Raw genomic sequence first — 21,449 nt, 5'->3', positions numbered from 1 at the left:
CCATGCTAACTCGTTAGCGTTTAAAGCAGCAGGGTCATATTAGCTCAATGATGTGACAGCAAAACGACAGTCAAACCTTGTTAAACCCCTTAAGCACTGTATTTACCTTAACAAGATGGGGTTATTGCAGCTCAAAAGTACTTTTAAAATCCGCTAATCACTTGTTTTTACAGGCTGTTAGCGATTTTCTGTCACATTTGCGTCATTTAAGCTGCGTACTTTGCTCATCAAACCAAGGACAACCAGGAGCAAACCCATGAAACAATTTAAAACGAAGGCGTTAGTAAGCGCCCTCGCCTTATGCCAATTTGCCGCTTACGCACAAGACGAACAAAACAGCGATGAGAAAAAAGTAAAAGTCTCTGAAGAGCTTGTTGTCTATGGCGAGATTGGTTATCGCAACCGCTCACAGGAGCTGGCACCGACGCTTGAATACTCACAAGAATACTTTCAACGTTTTGAACCGCTTACTGCCGGTGATGCATTAAAACGCGTACCAAGTGTGACGTTTTTATCGGATGTTTTAGAGTCTGATGGCGCGCGTATGCGTGGCTTAAGCCCAGCTTACACAAAGGTCCTTATCAACGGTGAAGAAGTACCTGGTGCAGGTGCTGACCGCTCATTCTTTGTTGACCGTATTCCTGCTGAGCTAATTGAGCGTGTAGAAATTATTCGTGCTTCAAGTGCAAACCGCTCTGCCGATGCCATTGCCGGTACGCTAAACATTGTATTGCGTGACGGTTACAGCCTAGATGGTGGTTACCTTCGTGCGGGTGGCCTGCGTTATGACGATGGCGAATTAAAAGAAAGCTTTGCTGGTGTTTACGGCACCGAGTTTGCTGGCGGCCGCTTACTACTTGGCGCTAACTTACAAGGTCGTTATAACCCAAAACAAAAATCAAGCCTACGCTATGGCGATAGCCCAGAGAATAACGCTAATTACAAAACCGAAGAATTTGATAACCGCGAAGATCAATCAGATATTCGCGACGGTGACGATACCTCGCTAAATGCCAGCTACGAAATTGCTTTTGATGATGGCAGCAAGTTTGATATCAGCGCGATTTGGGTTGATACCGACCGTACTGAAGATGAGCGTTCATTTGAATATGACGACCCAACAGCAATCAATAACTCAATTGTTGAAGGCGGTAATCTTGAAACCGACAACGCCAATGTATCTTTCATCGATCAAACCAACTACAACATCAACTCGGGTTATGAGTTACCCCTTTTTGGTGGCACCAGTAAATTCAAACTTGGTTTTGCAAGCTTTGAAGAGTCTGTTTACGAGCAAGAAGTAGAAATCGATACCTCTGAACTACCTATGGTATTTGAGGAAGAAGAAGAAACCGTAGATCTTGATGACAAAGAGTGGTCATTACAATGGCAACATAGCTTGTTTGCAGGCGAGAACAAAACGATTCAATTTGGTGCCTTTGTACAAGGTAAAGAGCGCGATACTGCGGTTTATCAAGCCGAAGATGAAAGCGAACAAAGCTTTACAAACTGGGATCAATTCAGCCAAACACCAATGTCACTGGCAGGCTTTAACAACGAGTTTGAAGCAGCCTCTGGTGGCGTAAATAAACTCGAAGAAGACCGCCTAGATGTATTTGCATTAGTTAAGCACGAAGACCAAGACTTCTCGTGGGAGTTAGGTGTGCGCTACGAAACAACTGACTCAACCATTACAGACAAAGCAGAAGGTGTGAGCGCTAAAAACGATTATGACTTCTTCTTACCATCGGCACATTTACGCTACAACGTCTCTGAAAATGGCCGTGTTAGTGCCTCGGTTGCACGTAGCTTACGTCGCCCTGATTTTGATTACATCACCCCAGCTCTACTTGAAAAAGAATTAGGCGATAACGACTTTTTAGGTAACCCAGACCTACAACCAGAATCATCATGGGGTATGGACTTAGGCTATGAGTATCGCTTAGGTAAAAGCGGCGTAGTAGGACTCAACGTGTTCTACCGCGATGTCACTGACCTTATCGAAATTGCTAATACAGGCCAACAAGGTTCAGAAGGTGATGGTACTTACATTTTGCAACCGCGTAACACAGGTGATGGCAACGTAAAAGGTATCGAGCTTGATTTATCAACGCCGCTAAGCGCCATTAGCATGCCAAACACCGGGGTATTCTTTAACTACTCATGGCTTGATTCAGAAGTAGATGACACTTTCGGTAGCCGTAAATTCAACGACCAATCTGACTATGTGTTTAACGTTGGCTTTATTCAAGACCTACCTGATTTAGGCGCTTCGTTCGGTGCAACTTACCGTAAACAAGGTGATGCTTATGGCCGTATCGTGGGTGAAGAAGTGACCACACACTACGGCGCAGACCTTGAAGTATTCGTAGAAAAACGCTGGCAAGACGTCACGCTTCGTTTAGTGGGCTCAAACCTACTTGATGCAAGCAAAGACGAAACCTTTAACAAGTTCGACACGGTTGATGACCAAATCAACCGCGACTTTGACGAGTATGAACTGGAGTCTGAAGAAGCAGGCCCTGTTATTCAGTTAATGCTGCGCTACGCGTTTTAATACACAAAAGAGTTATTAAGGCAGCGCATTGCTGCCTTGTTGTATATTTGGGGATCCCATGAATTTTAAAAAACCACTTAATCTTGTTGCCAGTGCAGTAATACTGAGCACCCTAGCAGCGTGTAGCCAAACAACGGCAACCGAGGCACCAAGTAAAAACCAATTAACAGCCTTTGGCACAACTGAAAATATGCAAGGCTCACAAGCAGCAGCCCTTGCTGATGACGCTTGGCTATTAAGCTCACAAAGCCAAGGCCTTCAGCTTATTGATGCCGCAGGTAAACAGCACGCATTACAAAAAGGTAACTTCGAAGCGCTATCTGTTAAAGCAATCAACAAAAACAGTTACCTTGTTGCTAGCATCGACAACGAAGCCGACCAAGCGGTGATTTTTAGCTTACAAAAAGCGCCTAAATGGCAGCTGACTGAAATCAGCCGTATAAGCCCACCCAAAGCAAAACCTGAAGCGGTGTGTTTATTTGCTAACCCGACTACTCAAGCTGTGTCGGCATTTGTGGCAGATGCTCGAGGTCTTATTCGCGAAACACTGGTGTTTGATATGGCAAACAAGCGCGCATTAAACCTTGAATTACGCGAGTTTGCTGGCGTAAGTGAAACATCAGGCTGTGCGGTTGATGATCACAGTAAAACCCTTTACCTAAGCGAAGGCGAGCTAGGCATTTGGCAAATTAACGCCGACGCTGAATCTCGCGCCGATAAAAAGCCCCTTGCTATGATGTCGCCATTTGGCAGCTTAGCGCCTGAAGTTGGCGGTTTAAGCACAACAGATGATGGTAGCTTATGGTTTACCACTTCTGATGATAACCAATTACATCGCTACGAAAAGAGTACTAAACGTTTTCGCAGCTGGCAATTTGCTGGTGAACTGGCAATTGAATCTGCCGCAGTGCGCTTTAACAATAATCAAGCTGATATCGTGCTATACGATGATGAATCAGGTCATTATGTAAAAGGTCAAATCGATGGGCAAATTAAAGCACAAGCTAAGCAACAAAATAGCGCTAAAACAGCGGCTGTTACTTATATCAATGCACAAGCGCAAACCGATGCAGTGCGTGCTTTTGGTGATGCCGCCGATGACCCTGCCATTTGGGTAAATCCAAAAAATGGAGCAAAAAGCCTGATCCTAGGTACCGATAAACGCCGTGGTTTAATGGTGTATGACCTTGCAGGCAAAGAGCTACAAGCGCTAGAAACAGGCCGTTTAAATAATGTTGATGTGCGCCAACATGCCAGTATCAACAACGCAACGAATACCTGGATTGCAGGTAGTAACCGTTCTCATAACAGCATCAGTGTTTACACCGTTGATACAAGCAATCAGGTGCAACATCTTGCTGAGTTGCCAACAACCCTAAACGAAATTTACGGTATGTGTATGTACTCATCAAACACAGGCAACTATGTGTTTATGAATGACAAATCAGGCCTGTTTCAGCAATACAAACTAACTGGTGATAATGAGAGCGTATCAGCACAACTAGTACGCGAATTTAGTGTACCGAGCCAACCTGAAGGTTGCAGTGCAGATGATAAAACCGCACAGCTATTTTTAGGTGAAGAAGACGAAGGTATTTGGTTTATTGGCGCTGAGCCAACAGCAGGAAATAAACCTGTAATGTTACAAACCGTGAACGATATGCTGGTTGATGATGTAGAAGGCATGGAAATCTATCACGCGAAAGATGCCCGTTATTTAGTGGTTTCTAGCCAAGGTGATTACAGCTATGTGCTTTATAAAATTATCGATGGCAATACCCCTAGCCTAGAGTTTGCGGGTAAATTTGCAATCAGCAATAACCTAGAGTTAGCAATAGATGGCGTATCAGAAACCGATGGCCTAACGGTAACACCAGCTGCGTTACCGGGCTACCCTGAAGGGGTGCTAATTGTGCAAGATGGTTACAACCGTATGCCACAGGCACCGCAAAACTTTAAAATTATTGATTGGCGCGAAGTAAAAAAAGCTATTCAATAAATTACTCCGTAAAGGTGCTCGGTTTATCTGGGCACCTTTTTTATCTGCACATGTTTAATCAGTAAAATAGGTAACTAAAGCCCCCAACTATTGCTCCGTAAATTAGCATCGGCAAAAAGGTTTTCTTAAGCACTGGCCCTTCTTGATTATTCACTCCAACAATACTGGCTACAGCAATAATATTGCTAATACAGATCATATTACCCATCGCCGCCCCTGTTGATTGCAACGCAAGCACTAAAGTTTCTGATAAGCCCACTTGCTCAGCAATACCATATTGAATACCGCCAAAGGTAAGATTAGACACGGTTGCCGAGCCTGAAAAGAAAGTGCCGAGTGCCCCCAAGTACGAGGCAAATAACACCCAGTGCTCACCACTTAAATCAGCAAAGGTACTCGCCATATAAAATATGGGTGCATTATGGCCGCCTTGCATTAAAACATTCACCATCACCAATGCACCGATTAAAGCAATACATGGCATAGCAATACGGCCTAAGGTGTCGGAGCACATTTTCTTTACTTGTGGCTTACTCATCTTAAGTAACGGCACGCAGATCAACACCACCAATACAAACGGGATCAAGGCTGGAACAAACAAGGTTTTATACGACCATCCCACCGTCGTGCCAAATATCTCATGTAAAGATAAGATCAGTGCTTTGCTTAATTCAAATTGCGCAAAGCCCAAATTGACACTCAGCCAGAGCGTTTCGTCGTTAAGCAGTGCTTTAATACCCAGCTGATGAATACGGGTTATGACCAGCACAACAATCAAGAGTAATAGCGGGAATAAGGCTACAAACAGCGTTTTAGGTGTGAACTCAACCTTGTTTTTCGAGCTTTGTGTATTTGCAGCTGAGTTATCTAAACCCACTCCCCGGCTTGCTAAATAAATAGTGACTAGTAGCCCCACTGCACCACCAATCAACGATGGAAACTCATAGTTCCACTGGGCAAACAACCAATAAGGCAAGACACATGAAAACACGCTTAGATAAATGAATACGCTATTTTGACGCACCTTTTTTAGTGGCAGCACAAGACACAGCGCAATCATAGGAATAACCAAAGCAGCAATAACATGGCACAGTGCCGTCCATTTTGAGATAGCCAGCACTTGCCCATCATCTAACTGTAGCGCCGAAAAGCCAAACCACGTTGGCGTGCCCACAGCCCCAAAAGAAACGGGAATTGAGTTTAAAATAAGAGTGAAAACAATCACTTTAAAAGGCGAGAAACCAAGCCCAACCAAAATGGGCGCAGCAATAGCTGCTGGCGTACCAAACCCCGATGCACCTTCGAGCATAAATGCAAATGCCCAACCTATGATCATCAATTGCGCAACCTGATTACTACTTATTGATTCGAGCCAGTGTTTAATCGTGGTTTCGGCTCCTGATATTGCCAACATGCGATTAAGCAAAATAGCCCCGGCAATAATAGAAATGGGCGTCATGACAGACAACACACCAGCAAACACATTGGCAAGCAACAGCCTTAAATCAGCTTGAAAGTAAAACAGCTGCAGTAAAGCAGCGAGCAGCGCCGTTATTGGTAAAGCAATGTAAGAAGCGATGGGGCTGCGTTTTACCATCATCCAGATCAATAGCAAAATAGGCAGTGCAGCCACTAGGGTATTCATGGGTCATCCTGTTGTTTTTAAGCGCTTTCCTTAATTAAAAGTATAGACAGGATAACCATAATCAGTATTTTTTATTTGTTAAATGAGTGTGCTAAGCCACCAAATTAACAGTACTAACACAGAAATAGCGACTAAGGCTTTAGTTTTGTGCTTTTGAATAATTCGCTCAGCCTGATTACCCGCGTAATAAACAACTGCAGCAAGGGCAAAGTAACGGATTGAGCGCGCAATGACCGTAGCCAGTAAAAAGAGAAAAATTGAATACTTAGTTGCACCCGCGGCAAGCATGGCAATTTGAAATGGAATGGGCACTATACCGAGCGTCAATACAAACCAAAAGCCTTGCGCTTGCATTTTTTGTTTAACTTGCTCGAATTGCTCAGGATTTGAGAAGGTATTAATTACCCAATCGCCTACTACGTCAAATAGGTAATAACCAAGGGCATAACCAAAAATAGCACCAATAATACAGCCAATGGTCGCCATTAATGCGATTAACCACAGCTTTTCACGGCGAGCTTGCATTAACGGAACAAGCACAGCTTCAAGCGGTATAGGCACTATGGTTGACTCTAAAAATGATGCCACCGTAATCGATTTAAGCATATGTTTAGAGTCGATAAACTGCCGTGTTTTTTGCTTTAACTTTTTAGCAATTGCCATTATTCATCCTTAATCGTTTTGCTCGGCTTTAGGGTACAACAAAAACCCTTAACCGTCCCTTACGGTTTATGAATATAACGGCTACGGCCTTGGTTTTTAGCCTGATATAGTGCCTGATCAGCTCGTTTCATTGCATTACTAAATGTTTCTGTGGCGCGTTTTATTGCTGAACCTACACTCACACTGAGTGTTTTACTCGGCGTAACCATCACGTTACTGGCCAAGCACAATAGTTGCTGACATGTCTGACTCAATATTTCTTGATCTTCAGTCGGAACAAATAAAGCAAACTCTTCACCACCTATACGGGCAAATAAAATATGCGGGTCTAATGCCTTATGGCATTGCGATACAAAATCAATCAACACCTGATCGCCTACATCATGACCATGTTCATCATTGATCGCTTTAAAGTGATCAATATCTACAATTACAATACTATGCGGTGTATCTTGATTTTGCAGTACATAGTGGTAGAAATAACGGCGATTATAGGCTTTGGTAAGCACATCTGTTTTTAGCTCTTCTTCAAGTTGCTCGCGGGTTTTAGCTAAGTCTGACAAAGCTAAAAACAAACCAAAGCCAGTAACCAACATACCAATTGTTCGAGCAATATCCTCGATATAAATTCCCACCCAAATAGGCTGAAACACAAGTTCATCTAGAAAGTCGAAGGTCAGCCCGACACTCCATAGAAAAATACCAATACTTAAAAATAAATAGCTTCTTTGTGCTACTACCGATGTTTGCACAAAGGCAAATATACATATGAGGATCAATAGATTAATAGCATCTGTTAATACGCCATTGAGATAAATATCATTTTCTAATCGATTAAAATGGTAAAGATATGTCACCACAATCATCAACAATGAAATAATGAACACGCTTATAAAAAGCTGCTTTATAACTAGAGGTACTGAGTTTAACTCAGCTTTAACTTCGATTGGTGGAGGTTGTATACTCATAACAGATCACGACAACTTACTGCAATTGGCTCAACATTAGCAAAGCGTGTTTAAAAGTGCATGACAAAGCGACCGTGAATTTTAAAAACCAGCATTTTGGCTGGAGTAATTAACCTAAAGCAATCCCTTTTAACCAGCAAAAAAGTCTAACGTCATGCTATTTGTTTGTAACAGTCGCATTCTCGAGATTAATTTTTTATCATCTGAGCGAATTCTGTTTAAATAAATATTAGCATAATGATTAACGCACGCTTTATTCCTTTTCGTAAACACGACATCATCAACCTTTGCCAAGCCTATTTAGGTGAGTCGCAATCAAATTATTCGTTTAAGGAGTTTGCTACACTTTTGCAAAGCGTGACCCATTATCAATATCACGGATTGCTGGAGTCATTAAAAAACAACTATGCGCCATTTGACCCTAATAGCGATACCCGCACGCTGAAACCTATTACCGATGCTGAGCGTGCCAACTATCAATCAGCTTTTGCTAAAGATTTTGCCACGGTACTCAATGCCGCCAATTTTGAAACCATTACCAATCAAGACTTGCAAGATGCATTGAATGAAGAGTCTTTATTTAAAGTGCGTTTAGCCGTTGAGTTTGATGACTTCGCAGAAGTGGTCTTTTACCGCCGTGGTGAATCGCAAAAAACCGAGACGCTGCGCAGTTTTTGGGGGCTTAAGAAAAAACAGATTCAATTTACTAACTATGACCGCGTTGCCATATTCATCCGCTTTAAAGACGAGCAGTACTTTTTAGAAAAAGGCAAAATGCCGGTAGGATTCGAGCCCAATTCAACCATCGTCAAATTATTCCAGAATGTCCCCAAAGCCGATTTAGAAATGCTGTTTCCGAATAGCGAAGTAAAAATGCGCCCGATTGATAAACTTATCATTGGCTCATCTGCCCTGATTGGTGGTGCTGTGGTGTTGGTAACAAAATTAGGCGCGTCAATTTTACTGCTGATTGCCTTGATTGCTTTTTGGGGCGGTTGGCGCAGCGAAGAAGTGCATATGAGTCAGCAGCACTTTATTACCTTTGCAATCGGCATGGGTGTGTTTGGCAGCTTTATATTTAAAGAGTGGAGCAAGTTTAAAAATCGTAAAATTCGCTTTATGAAAGCACTGGCCGACAACTTGTATTTTAAAAATCTCGATAACAACGCAGGTGTTTTTCATACCCTCGTTGATGCAGCTGAAGAAGAAGATGTAAAAGAAGCGCTGCTTGCCTACACCTTTTTATTAAAGAGCAAATCTGAGATGACTGCAGAGCAATTAGATAAGCAAATTGAGCAATGGTTTAACGAGCAACATAATTGCCAGCTCGACTTTGAAATTGATGATGCTTTAGACAAACTCGTCAAGCTTGAACTGGTTAATCAAAACAATGATCTTTATTCGGCGGTTGATTTAGCCAATGCCAAACAACGCTTAGATAGTCGTTGGGATGACTATTTTAAGTTTGCCTAAGCCTTTAAAATCAGGTACTAGCGAAGCACATATAGACTTTGAGTCAATTCAACTGGGGTAAATGCAACTTTATCTCAATGTGCTTGCGCACAGCATGGTCTGCTTTTAGGATAAAATTTTACGGCTAAAAAAAGACCATTCCATGCAATTAAAAAAATCAATTTTTATTGGAGCCAGCTTGCTGTGCGCAGCAACAACAGCTCAGGTATATGCTAACGACAAATTTGTTTCTGAAGATATTTTTCAACTTGAATACGCAGGCGACCCACAAATAAGCCCAGACGGTAAAAAAATTGTTTATGTGCGTAGCGGCTACGACATCATGAAAGATGGCAACAAACGTAGCTTTTGGCTGTACGATTTAAAGTCTGGTCAACACACGCCGCTGTTTTCTGATGAACATAACTACAGCCAACCAACTTGGTCTCCAGATAGCCAAAAAATTGCTTTTACCAGCAATTCAAGCGGCTCAAATCAACTTCACGTTTATTGGTTAGCGCAAGACAAACAAGCACTTTTAACGCAACTACCAAAATCAGTACGTAACTTAACTTGGTCGAATGACTCAGAGCAAATTGCCTTCACTATGAGCATTCCGGAAGGTAAATCTGCGTTCGCTAAATCAGTAAAGCTGCCAAAAAAACCAAAAGGCGCCGAGTGGTCAAAACCAGTTAAAGTAATTGAAAAAGCGCGTTATCAAGCTGATGGTGCAGGCTTTTTAGAACCTTCATATCGTCACGTTTTTGTTATTCCTGTTTCGGGTGGCACACCACGCCAATTAACATCGGGTGATTATCAGCACTATGGTCCACTTGCTTGGGATCCAAGTAACACAAAACTGGCTTTTTCTGCTGATCGCAATGATGAGTGGGAATACCGCACTACTGAGTCAGACCTTTATGAAATTAACGTAAAATCAGGTGAGCTTACACAGCTAACAGATTTACCGGGCCGAGAAAGCAATCCTTACTATGCTAAAGACGGTGATGAACTAGCCTTTGTTGCTCGTGATAACGCCCCTGTGCCTTATATTAACTCAACGCTGTCATTACTTGATTTAGATGATAATTCAATCAAGCATATTACTGAAAAATTAGACCGTTCAGTGGCTGATTATAAGTGGTCAGGCGATGGCGACTTTGTTATTCAATACGATGATTTTGGTAAGCGTAAGCTCGCTAAAGTAACCAGCCGCGGTAAGGTAACTGATTTAACTGATACGCTATCGGGCACTTCAATTGGTCGCCCGTATGTTAGCGGTAGTTTTAGCATGGCCAACAATGGCGCCATTGCTTATACAAAAGGCAACGAGTATCGCCCAGCTGATTTAGGCTACCTATACAAAGGTAAAACTAAAACGCTTACTTCATTAAACGAAGATATATTAGGCCATAAAAAGCTAGGTAAAGTACACGAGTTGAATGTTAAGTCGCAGTTTGACGGCCAAGCCATTCAAGGTTGGTACATCACGCCACCTGATTTTGATGAGAGCAAGCAATATCCATTAATGGTTGAAATTCACGGCGGTCCACATCTAGCCTATGGCCCAAGCTTTACTGCTGAATTACAACGTTATGCCGCTGAAGGTTATGTGGTTGTATATGTAAATTACCGTGGTTCAACAAGTTACGGTAAAGACTTTGCATTACTGTTAGATGGTAAATACAGCTCAGAAGAAGACTTTGCTGACCATAACTCAGCGGTTGATGCCATGATAGCAAAAGGGTTTATCGACAAAGATAACCTATTTATTGCTGGTGGTTCAGCAGGTGGTATTGCAACAGCTTATGCTGTTGGTTTAACAAACCGCTTCAACGCGGCTGCAATTACCAAACCAGTGATCAACTGGTTAAGTAAAACACTGACTGCCGACAGCTACATTGGTCAAATTCGCAACCAGTTCCCGGGCATGCCATGGGATAATGTTGAACACTACTGGAAACGTTCGCCGCTTTCATTAGTGGGTAACGTAACCACGCCATCATTGATCATGACAGGTGAAGAAGACCGCCGTACGCCAATTTCAGAATCAGAGCAATTCTATCAAGCATTAAAACTGCAAAAGGTAGATACCGTGCTTATTCGTGTGCCGGGCTCACCACATGGTATTGCGGGTCGTCCATCGCGTATGATTTCGAAAATTGAATACACGCTTGCGTGGTTCAAACAATATCAGAAGTAATAAATTAAACAGGAGTGAGCTGCTCACTCCTGTTTAAAAATAATGATGACTAAGCGCAAGTTGGGCAGAGCCTATTGACTGCGCTTTTTCTCCGCACACACCTAAACTCACTTCACAGCTACGTAGTCCACGACTATCTAAGCGTGCAAATGCTGCAATTGATAACTGCTTGAGCTGTTCAAGCGCTTTACTCGGTAATGGCGAATCAATAATCACAGCTTGCATATCTAACAAACTTAAACTGTTATGCATGGCAATACTGATAGCTTCTGCGGCTTTTTCAAGCCAAGGCTGAACTAGCCCTTTATGCTCTGCAAACTGACAGTCTGTTAGCTCATACACAGAAATGCCAAGTTGCGCATTATTAAACTCGCTTTGCAATGACAGTAACGAACATTGGCTAAGTAACTGCTCCCGTTCAGCGTTTAGCATGGAGCCTATTGCACCGGCATTACCACTTTTGCCTTCGAGAAGCTGATGGTTAATCACCACAGCGCCACCTAAAAAAGCCCCTAAATAGACATATAAAAAATCGCTATAGTTATTAGGATTTCCGAGGCTTAACTCTGCACAGCAGGCTGCGTTATTGTCGTTACTAATATAAACAGGTAACTGAAACTGACTTTCTAAGTAGCCTTTCAAATCAAAGTTTTGCCATTGGCTAAGGGGATTTTTTGCTGAGTCTGAAGTTGCTTGCCATTGCCAAATATCAAACGGCATAGCGACCCCAAGCCCGCACACATGTGAGCGCAGCTCAGGTTCTAATTGACTGATTAATTTAGGAATATGTGTTTCTAAAAATACTTTAAGCTCATCAACCGATGCCTCATTCACCTCCAAAGATACAGACGCTCTTTGCGTGCTTTGTAAATCAACGAGTATCAGATCGAAGCGTCGTCGTCCGATTTTTAAACCAAAACTAAACGCGCCATCAGGGTTAAGTCTAAATGGCACACTTGGCTGCCCTACTCGGCCTTTAACAGGTGCATCACGAAGCAATAGCTTATCTTCTTCGAGCTTGTTGATATTCACTGTTGCCGCCTGAGCAGACAAAGCTAACGCCTTCGCTATTTGTGCCTTAGGCATGCTTTGCTGCTGCCTAATTAAACTTAAAATTGCGCGCTCGTTATTGCTTCTTGGTGCTCGCGATAAACTGCTCTTCATAACATCCTTCTTGATACAACCTGATAAGCGGCCTATTAGACCTGTTTGGCGTACTATCTACCAGTCAAAATAATAAATCAACTAGGTTGATTTATTATTTGTAGTCGTGAATACTGTCGGCCACAACAATATGAACACATTAATCTGGTGAACTATGCAAACACAGTCCGCTATTGTATCGCGCCAAATGCTATGGCCTTTTATTCTGCTTACAATTTGCTTTGCTGCTTGGGGCACTGCAGCCAATATGACAGACCCATTAGTGAAAGTTTTTAGCAAAACATTTTCGATGAGTGCCTTGCAATCAGCATTGGTGCAGTTTAGTTATTATGGCGCTTATTTTTGCCTAGCTTTACCGGCGGCAATGATCAATAGACGGTTTAATTATAAAACGGGGCTGTTAGTAGGTTTAGCCATGGCCGCCTCTGGTGCTTTATTGTTTTACCCTGCTAGTCAAACCATGCTCTATAGTCACTTTTTATTGGCCTTGTTTATACTTGCAGGTGGTTTATCTATTTTAGAGACCTCTGCAAATCCCTATGTCATGCAGTTAGGGTGCGAGCAAACAGCAACCCGCAGACTTAACCTGGCACAAGCTTTCAACCCCGTTGGGACTAATATTGGTGTGTTTTTGGCGGCGACGTTGATTTTACCAAACTTAAATCAAGCCGATAGTGCAAGCCGCGCTTTGATGAATGAGGCACAATTAAAAACCGTTGTTAGTGCTGAACTCGATGCTGTGATGGTGCCGTATGTGGGCATGGCCTGTTGTTTAATCTTGCTATGGCTATGTATCTTCTTTAGCCGCTCTCCTGCAACAGAAACAAAAGTAACAGCGCAGCCGTGCAAACTTAAAAAGACCTTTCAACATTTGTATCAAAACAAGCATTATCGATTTGGTGTGCTGGCACAATTTTTTAATGTTGGCGCTCAAACCTGTGTATGGACCTACACCATTGGCTACACCATGGAAGCACTTAACACCACAGAAGTTACTGGCGGTCAGGTGTTACAATATTCTATGCTGGTGTTTTTAGTGTCTCGCTTCATTATGACATGGCTCATGCGCTTTATTAGCAGCGCTAAATTACTGCGCTTTATGGCTTTAGTTGCAGCCGTGCTTTGTTTTATTGTTACCACCCAAGTTAATTTAGTGGGCGTAGTCGCACTTGTCGCTATTTCAAGCTGTCTATCTTTGATGTTTCCAACCATTTACGGCACAGCACTTGAAGGCCTCGGCGAAGATGCAAAAGTGGGTGCAGCAGGCTTAGTAATGGCTATTTTAGGAGGCGCATTTTTACCGCTGCTCCAAGCCGCAACCATAGATGCCTTTAACACTGCGGTTTCGTTTGTTGTACCACTTGTTTGCTTTTTAATTGTTGCTTTGTATGGCCACCATACCAAAGTAGCAGCAATACCCGCCAAAGCGCAGTTGCAGGACTAAACGCATCAATGAGATAATGCACCTCGTTTACCTACTTAAGCGAGGTGTATCGTCAATTAATGGCACATATTACATTTTTCATGGTCAAGTTTTTGGCCTTTTCTGTTGGCTGTTTTGCCTGCTTTTTACTTCATGACCAAGCTAATGTTGCCCTTGTTTTATCTGCCGCAGTTACTGGGTTAGTTGGCACATTCATTCCTTTTCCTGCTCGTTTTGGTAATCACCCTTATGCAGCCATATACGCTGGCAGCTTTGCTGGCATGTGCTCATCAAGTTTAATCAACAGCTACTGGGAACTGAGCTTTATCTCTTTAATTGGTGCCTGCCTTTACGTATTAACTATGAATCTATTTGCAGGTTTTGGTGGTCGTCTTGGTAGCGTTGCTTTTGCCAGTGTAGCGCTTTATATGCTGGCAAAAGGGGTCTTTTAATGGATTTATTTATTGCTATTACCGCTTTATTAGGTGCCTACTCAACGTACTTTTTAGCGCATCATAATCGCTTTGATGGCATCCGTGCATCAGCGGCTACCAGCATTATTGCATTTAGTGTCTTGAGCCTTTTATCTGTTGATGTGGAGCTCTATAGCGTGGCTTTCTTTGGCGGGACTTTCATTGGCATGAGCGCACCAAAGCGCTTTGGTATCTTCACGTTAGCCATTTCTTCGTTATTGTTTGCAATGTTGTTTGAATACTTAGTGCCACGTTTGCATGGCTACGGCGGCGCACTTGGCGTAAGCGCATTTTTATCTGTATGTGTTTGTCATATAGGTATTTTACTGGGTGCTCCTCGCAGTAAAAAAAGTAACTAAATCTTACGCAGCAGCTAAAAACCTATACCTTTTCACTAATATTAATTAATATGTTAATAACTTGTTTAAGGATAAAGGGTCTTTATGCTGCTCCGCTCATTTCTGATTGCTACCCTGCTTTGTTTCATCAGTTGTGCGACGGCTGCGAAAACACTGACCTTTCTTGCCGAAGATTTACCACCGTACCATTTTAAAAATCAGCAAGGCGAAGCTGATGGTGCGCTTGTTGAAGTAGTAAAAACAGCTCTGGCACGCGCAAACATCTCCGGCGAATTCAGAATTATGCCAATGGCACGGGCTTTCTATGAGCTTGAAAACAATCCAAACATGTTAATGATTTCGTTACTAAAAAATCCAGCTCGTGAAAGCCGGTTTAAGTGGTTAGCACAAACCTATTTTTCAGATGCTTATTTAGTGGATCTATCGAGTAAAAGCCACAAAATATTTAGCTTAAAGCAAGCCCAGCAGTACCGTGTAGCGACTATTCGAGGCTATTCAAGTGAACATTATTTGAAGCAAGCGGGATTTAATGAAGATAAAAACTTGGTGCTAGTCAGTCATTATCATCAACTTTGGCAATTGCTTGAAAAAGAGCGCATCGACTTTGTGCTTACCAACACTCTAACCTTGCAAAACGAACTGGCATTATCTGGAGTTGACCCTAGTGACATTCATAAAAGCCTGCACTTAGACGACTTTCCTTCAGGCCTTTACCTCGCTGCAAACCTTAATATAGACAAACAACTCGCTATACAATTAACTGATGCAGTTAAAGCTTTGAAGCAAAGCGGTCAATACCAAGCAATTTTACAAAAATGGCAGTTGCCTTTACCCAAATAAAAAATGAAAAATACTCCATTATTTTACAAAAGCTTAGCTTTGGCTTGCGCCCTTAGCTGCCTATCGTTAAGCGCCTTTGCAATAACTCCTGAACAGGCTCAAGAAAAACTAAACGAAGCACAATTGCTACGTAACAGTGATCCAAGCCAAGCAACGGATATATTTGAGCAGTTAACTAACGATACAACCCTCATCAATCAGCCACAGATCATTCAAGAAGCGCTCGAATCGTTGGCGTTTATGAATGTAAGCAATGGCGATTATGACCAAGCACTGAGCTATGCAGAGCAACTACTAGATTACGGACAAACACAGAACAATCAGGCTGTAACGGTACGAGCAATGCTTATTCAGGGTTACGCACAAGGTAGAAAAAGTAACTTTCTAACAGCAGAGCAGCACTACCGAGATGCATTATCCATTGCCAAACAGATACAAGATTCTATGCTGATTGCCCAGTCCTATGAGCGATTAGCAGCCATTTTACGCTGGCAAGATAAATACATAGCCGCCCTAAATGAGGCACAAAAATCTGTTAATATCTTACATGAGTTTGATGATGAAAAATCGTATGCATCGGCATTACTAAACTTAGGAATAATCGAAGCCATTATTGGCGATCACAATGCGGCGCTTGCAAGTTTAACTCAATCATTTTCTTTGCATCAAAAGCTTGATGACAAAAAAGGCATAGCCGATTCGCTTTACGAAATTGGCGAAGTTTACCGCCGTATGGGCGACAGTGCTCAATCGTTAAAGCACTTTAAAATGTCTCACGTGTTGGATTTAGAAATTGGCTCTAAAGTCGATATTGGTAATAGTGCCATGAAAGTTGGCTATGCTGCACTTAAACAAGGTGAACTTGCTACAGCCACCGATTACGCTGAGAAGTCGATTAGCTATTATCAACAATCATCTTCAAACACAGGGCTATGTCGCTCGTATAATTTAATGGCGTTAATTGCTTTAAAACAAGGCAACATTAGTGAAGCGCAAGCATATATTGATCGCGCTTTAGCAATCGCTACTGACTATAATTTTCGATCACACTTAGTGTCTTTAGGGATCACCCAAACACGTATTTATCAAGCCCTTGATGATCACGCTGAAGCAATTAAAACCGCAGAGCAGGCTTTAAAACAGGCTGATGAGCTGCAAGATGTTGAAGATCAAATCAGCTTAAATAAACTACTCACTGACTCTTACCTTGCATTACAACTGTATAAACAAGCATTTGAATCGCAAAGTCGCTATCAAACCCTTGAAGATAATACCGGTAAAAATCAGCACGACTTAACCGTGGCCGCAATGCAAAGCCAAGTGGCTTTTATGCGAAATCAGCAAGAAATCAATCAATTGAGTGCTGATAAGCAAATTCAAGCCGCCCAACTAAGCGAAAGTGAATGGCAATTTAAAGCGTGGTTATTGGGCTTAAGCTGCGTGATTTTACTGATATCAGGCTTTGGCTACCGCTCATTTAAAAAGCGTAAACTTGCCAGCGAACGAGCACAGCTACTCCAAGAAGTTGTTGATAAAAAGAACCGCTTACTAGCCGATGTATCTCATGAAATTCGCACGCCACTCACAGCACTACAATTGCAAGTTGAAGCATTGCAATACAATATCGCCAAAGACGTTGATGCCTCTTACGATGCAATTAATCGAAAACTTACCGATATCAATATACTGATCCGTGATATCCATCAACTAGCACAAGCAGATTCAGATAGCCTGTACCTTAACTTAAAACCCTATTTACTTGCTGATGTATTATCCGTTTGGCAGCAAGACTTTGCTGCTTTTGTAGAAAACAAAGGCTTTGAATTTACCAGTAACATTCGCGTTGCTGCTGATATCAAGGTGACATGGGATATCGATAAAATTAAGCAAGTACTGACTAACCTTTTATCAAACAGTACTTTTTATACTGATAAACCCGGCAAAATTAAATTTGTAGCGACAGCCTCAGAGCAGAGCATTTCTTTTAGCATTGAAGATACCCCACCCGGCGTTACCAATAATCAGTTAGTTGAAATATTCGAACGCTTATACCGCGTTGATAAGTCGCGCAGCCGTCAAACGGGGGGCTCAGGCCTTGGACTGGCGATTTGTAAAAGCCTGATTGAAACACACAAAGGCACTATAAAAGCTGAGCACAGTGAGTTAGGTGGCGTTAAGATCCTCATTTGCTTACCGCTTATTAGTGAACAACAGGTTTAGTATCACAACTCCCTGAAATCGCCCCTAAACCGGGCGGTTTCATTACATCTAGCCCAATTAATGCCGACCAAGGTCGCATATTATTTAATCAAAAAAACACCTACATTTTTTAGGGTCTCTCACTAAAAAGTATAGGAGCCTCACAATGGCGGGCGAATATCAACAACAATATCAACAGTTCCAGCGCGATCCGGGTCAGTTTTGGCTTGAGCAAAGTAAACGAATTCCTTGGTTTAAAGAGCCAAGTGCTCCTTATCAATATGACGATAATGATTTTTACCATTGGTTTGCCGATGGTCAGTTAAACACTTGTTACCTAGCCCTCGACCAACATGTCGAAGCAGGCTATGGCGACCAAACTGCACTAATTTACGACTCCCCTGTTACCAATACTAAACAACAATACACTTATGGCGAGTTACAAATTCAGGTAGCTAAATTTGCAGGGCTCATGCAATCCCTTGGCGTAAGCAAAGGTGACCGCGTAGTCATTTATATGCCAATGATCCCACAAGCGGTTATTGGTATGCTGGCATGTGCGCGCCTCGGTGCCATTCACTCCGTTGTATTTGGTGGTTTTGCACCGCACGAACTCGCGGTGCGTATTGATGACGCAAAGCCTAAGCTTGTGCTTACTGCGTCTTGCGGGGTGGAAATCAATCATGTGATTGAATATAAGCCACTGCTTGATGAAGCACTCGACAACGCCAAGCATGCTGTTGAACACTGTATTGTATTTCAGCGTGAACAAGCCATCGCCGAGATGCAAGATGGCCGAGACATCGATTGGCAATCAGCCTCTGAGGCAGCAAGTGCAGTCGCTGCAGTACCTGTTGCAGGTGACGACCCGCTTTATATTCTTTACACATCAGGCACTACAGGAACTCCTAAAGGGGTGGTTCGAGAAAACGGGGGGCACGCAGTTGCAATGCATTACAGCATGGAAACCGTGTATGGCATGAAACCCGGTGAGGTATTTTGGGCAGCTTCTGATATTGGCTGGGTAGTTGGTCACTCATACATTGTATATGCGCCGCTCATTTATCGCTGTGCCACCGTACTTTATGAAGGCAAACCAATTAGAACCCCTGATGCCAGTGCGTTTTGGCGTGTTGTCGAAGATTATAAAGTCACTGCTTTATTTAGTGCTCCAACTGCGTTTCGCGCAATTAAAAAAGAAGACCCTAACGCTGAGGGCTTTAAACAATACGACACCTCAAGTTTAAAGCGTTTATTTTTGGCCGGCGAGCGCCTCGATCCACCCACCTATGAGTGGCTAAAAGACAAAACGGGCTTGCCCGTACTCGACCACTGGTGGCAAACAGAAACAGGTTGGGCAATTGCGTGTAACCCTATTGGTATTGAACAACTTGCCACTAAACCGGGCAGCTCTACGGTACCAACACCGGGCTTTGATGTACAAATTCTTGATATGAACGGTGAGCAGTGCGCAGCAAACGAAAGCGGCGCTGTGGTTATTAAACTGCCTTTACCTCCTGGCTGTTTACCTACAATTTGGCAAAACAATGAACGCTTTCAAGCGGGCTATTTAAGTGAGTACCCGGGTTATTACCTCTCTGGTGATGGCGGCTATATTGATGACGATGGGTATCTATTTATTATGGGTCGTACCGATGATGTAATTAACGTTGCAGGTCATCGCTTATCAACCGGTGAAATGGAAGAGATTGTAGCAGCCCACCCTGCTGTTGCTGAATGCGCAGTATTTGGGGTTAATGATGCACTCAAAGGGCAACTACCCATGGCAATGATTGTGCTCAAAGATGATTACCTTGGCGATAGCAAAGAAGTCGAGCAACAGTTAGTTCACTCGGTAAGAAATCAAATTGGCGCCATTGCCTGCTTAAAAAACATTTTGCATGTTGAGCGCCTCCCAAAAACCCGCTCAGGGAAAATACTCAGAAAGAACTTACGCCAATTGGTCGATGGTGAAGAACTGCAAATTCCATCAACCATTGATGATGCGAGTATATTCGATGAAATCAACCAACAACTTAACAATCGCTGATCTGCGTTTGTAATTTTGTAATGTTACCCAAAGGCCTTGTTTAAGGCCTTTATTCGTTTTGGCCTATGGCTTGCAACTTTACATGTAAGTTAGCAAACGAAAAGGTGGTTAACATGGCTGTTATCGCAGGTTATATCCAATTCAATGAATTAGGCAAAACAGAATTTCATTATATTAATCAAATAGCTGATGTGTTTAATCGCTATAAAAAAGCAGATGTTAAGCGCTTTGATTGTGATAATGGAGCTATTTTTCAATATGATTTTGATGCATACCAACAAGCGAGTTGGTTGCAAACTGAGTCGCAAATTGCAACGCTGATTGGTCACCCTTTACTCAGTAGCTCGCGCAGTGATGATTTAAAAGCCATGGCCAATACAGCTTCGCTCAACACCTGCTTACAGCAATGTGAAGGGGTATTTAGCTTTTGCCAGTTTAATAGCCAATTAGGCAGCTTAGTACTTGCCACCGACCCACTTGGCTTAAAACCATTTTACACCTTAAAAACGGCGCAAGGCTTACTGTTTTCAACCAACTTGGGGATATTTAAACAACTGAGTATTGAGCTTGAAAGCGATGCCGAAGCACTCACAGAGCTTGCTGTACTTGGTTACCCGCTATTAGATCACACGCCTTATAAAAACATTAAATGCTCATACCCAGGCGAAATATTACGTTTTGATGCCAGCCACGGCGTGGTAAAACAACGTTACTTTGATTGGGTCGCCCTTGCCAAACAAAACCGAGAGGTGACCGATGCAATAGAAGGCGTTACTCAGGCATTTCGCAGTGTTGTCACAAAAGCGATGCACACCGATAGAAAAGTGCTCAGCACCCTGTCGGGCGGCTTAGATTCACGATTAATTAACTGCGAGCTATTACGCCAAGGGGTTCAGCTAAAGTCGTTTAATTTTTCGCAATCAGATAGCCAAGATCTCTACTGCGCAAAACAATATGCTTCGCAAAATGCCCTTAAACTTGAAGTTGTGCAAGTACGCGACACGCAAAAGCTCTCTATTGAACAGCGCCTTGGCAAATACTGGCGCAAAGCACATCACAATGAATATAAAACCGTTTCAAGACCACAAATTAGTTGGTCTGGTAATGGCGGCAGTGTTGGCTTAGGTGCGGTGTTTTATGGCGACGCTATTTATGCTGCGGCAAAAGAAAACAATCTTGATAAACTCATTCAAGCTTATTTAGATCAGCAGTACGCTTATTTGCCAAAGTCAGTGGTACATAATGCGTCTATGCTGCAACAAAAACTAATTGATAACCTAAAACTTAGTTTTAAACCCTTGGCTGAATTGCCACTCGAAAAAGCATTTCAATTGTTTTTGCTACTCAATGATCAACACCATCATTTGAGCATTCCAAATGTAGTGGTCAACTAATTTTGGCCACAGTTTTAGAATCTTGGTATCTAACCTCTGATTCATTTGGCGCTAAACCAG

The 21,449-nt window shown here is 42.6% G+C and carries 15 protein-coding genes; 11 read left to right on the top strand and 4 right to left on the bottom strand.

The features are described from left to right. Nucleotides 1-256: 256 nt before the first annotated feature. Both ACSFVZ_RS09895 and ACSFVZ_RS09890 read left to right on the top strand, forming a co-directional pair. Nucleotides 257-2,557 (top strand): TonB-dependent receptor plug domain-containing protein, encoded by a 2,301-nt coding sequence (locus tag ACSFVZ_RS09895; protein WP_435558738.1) that lies wholly within the window; start codon nt 257-259, stop codon nt 2,555-2,557. Between the two features lie 58 nt (nt 2,558-2,615). Beyond that, nucleotides 2,616-4,556: a phytase gene (locus ACSFVZ_RS09890; protein WP_435558737.1), complete on the top strand. Its 1,941-nt coding sequence runs from the start codon at nt 2,616-2,618 to the stop codon at nt 4,554-4,556. Between the two features lie 58 nt (nt 4,557-4,614). Here ACSFVZ_RS09890 and ACSFVZ_RS09885 read toward each other — a convergent pair whose 3' ends face one another. From ACSFVZ_RS09885 to ACSFVZ_RS09875, 3 genes are all read right to left on the bottom strand, one after another. After that, the gene (locus ACSFVZ_RS09885; protein WP_435558736.1) at nt 4,615-6,201 is read right to left on the bottom strand and encodes an L-lactate permease; all 1,587 of its coding nucleotides are present in this window, start codon (nt 6,199-6,201) and stop codon (nt 4,615-4,617) included. A 78-nt stretch (nt 6,202-6,279) separates the two neighbouring features. After that, a complete protein-coding gene (locus ACSFVZ_RS09880) occupies nt 6,280-6,864 on the bottom strand; it encodes a YqaA family protein (protein ID WP_135925729.1) in 585 nt (194 codons plus the stop codon). A 59-nt stretch (nt 6,865-6,923) separates the two neighbouring features. Beyond that, nucleotides 6,924-7,832, bottom strand: coding sequence for a GGDEF domain-containing protein (locus ACSFVZ_RS09875; RefSeq protein WP_281546472.1), 909 nt, complete (start codon nt 7,830-7,832; stop codon nt 6,924-6,926). 237 nt (nt 7,833-8,069) lie between these two features. On the opposite strand from ACSFVZ_RS09875, the gene ACSFVZ_RS09870 reads away from it, so the two are divergent. Both ACSFVZ_RS09870 and ACSFVZ_RS09865 read left to right on the top strand, forming a co-directional pair. Next, entirely contained in the window at nt 8,070-9,305 is a 1,236-nt protein-coding gene (locus tag ACSFVZ_RS09870) for a TMEM143 family protein (protein WP_435558735.1), read from the top strand. Nucleotides 9,306-9,447: 142 nt separating this feature from the next. Next, nucleotides 9,448-11,487: an alpha/beta hydrolase family protein gene (locus ACSFVZ_RS09865; RefSeq protein ID WP_435558734.1), complete on the top strand. Its 2,040-nt coding sequence runs from the start codon at nt 9,448-9,450 to the stop codon at nt 11,485-11,487. A 33-nt stretch (nt 11,488-11,520) separates the two neighbouring features. On the opposite strand, the gene ACSFVZ_RS09860 is transcribed toward ACSFVZ_RS09865, so the two are convergent. Further along, entirely contained in the window at nt 11,521-12,651 is a 1,131-nt protein-coding gene (locus ACSFVZ_RS09860) for an ROK family transcriptional regulator (RefSeq protein ID WP_435558733.1), read from the bottom strand. A 154-nt stretch (nt 12,652-12,805) separates the two neighbouring features. Here ACSFVZ_RS09860 and fucP point away from each other — a divergent pair, with 154 nt between their 5' ends. The 7 genes from fucP to ACSFVZ_RS09825 all read left to right on the top strand — a co-directional run bounded on the left by fucP (nt 12,806) and on the right by ACSFVZ_RS09825 (nt 21,389). Then, nucleotides 12,806-14,095 carry an L-fucose:H+ symporter permease gene (gene fucP / locus ACSFVZ_RS09855; RefSeq protein WP_435558732.1) on the top strand — a complete coding sequence of 430 codons (1,290 nt, stop codon included), beginning with the start codon at nt 12,806-12,808 and terminating at the stop codon, nt 14,093-14,095. An 80-nt stretch (nt 14,096-14,175) separates the two neighbouring features. Then, nucleotides 14,176-14,526, top strand: coding sequence for a hypothetical protein (locus ACSFVZ_RS09850; RefSeq protein WP_135926302.1), 351 nt, complete (start codon nt 14,176-14,178; stop codon nt 14,524-14,526). Next, nucleotides 14,526-14,906 carry a hypothetical protein gene (locus ACSFVZ_RS09845; protein ID WP_135925735.1) on the top strand — a complete coding sequence of 127 codons (381 nt, stop codon included), beginning with the start codon at nt 14,526-14,528 and terminating at the stop codon, nt 14,904-14,906. The genes ACSFVZ_RS09850 and ACSFVZ_RS09845 overlap by 1 nt, the downstream gene beginning before the upstream one ends. 84 nt (nt 14,907-14,990) lie before the next feature. After that, on the top strand, nt 14,991-15,746 hold the full coding sequence (locus tag ACSFVZ_RS09840) for a substrate-binding periplasmic protein (protein ID WP_138556599.1): 756 nt from the start codon (nt 14,991-14,993) through the stop codon (nt 15,744-15,746). 3 nt (nt 15,747-15,749) lie between these two features. Then, nucleotides 15,750-17,966 carry a tetratricopeptide repeat protein gene (locus ACSFVZ_RS09835; protein WP_235382621.1) on the top strand — a complete coding sequence of 739 codons (2,217 nt, stop codon included), beginning with the start codon at nt 15,750-15,752 and terminating at the stop codon, nt 17,964-17,966. Between the two features lie 145 nt (nt 17,967-18,111). Next, nucleotides 18,112-19,995 (top strand): acetate--CoA ligase, encoded by a 1,884-nt coding sequence (locus ACSFVZ_RS09830; protein WP_435558731.1) that lies wholly within the window; start codon nt 18,112-18,114, stop codon nt 19,993-19,995. A 113-nt stretch (nt 19,996-20,108) separates the two neighbouring features. Continuing rightward, nucleotides 20,109-21,389: an asparagine synthase-related protein gene (locus ACSFVZ_RS09825; RefSeq protein ID WP_435558730.1), complete on the top strand. Its 1,281-nt coding sequence runs from the start codon at nt 20,109-20,111 to the stop codon at nt 21,387-21,389. Nucleotides 21,390-21,449: the final 60 nt, after the last annotated feature.

It is taken from the genome of Pseudoalteromonas nanhaiensis (assembly GCF_051235485.1).
Lineage (GTDB): Bacteria > Pseudomonadota > Gammaproteobacteria > Enterobacterales > Alteromonadaceae > Pseudoalteromonas > Pseudoalteromonas lipolytica_C.
This window is presented reverse-complemented; position numbering and strand designations above follow the sequence as displayed.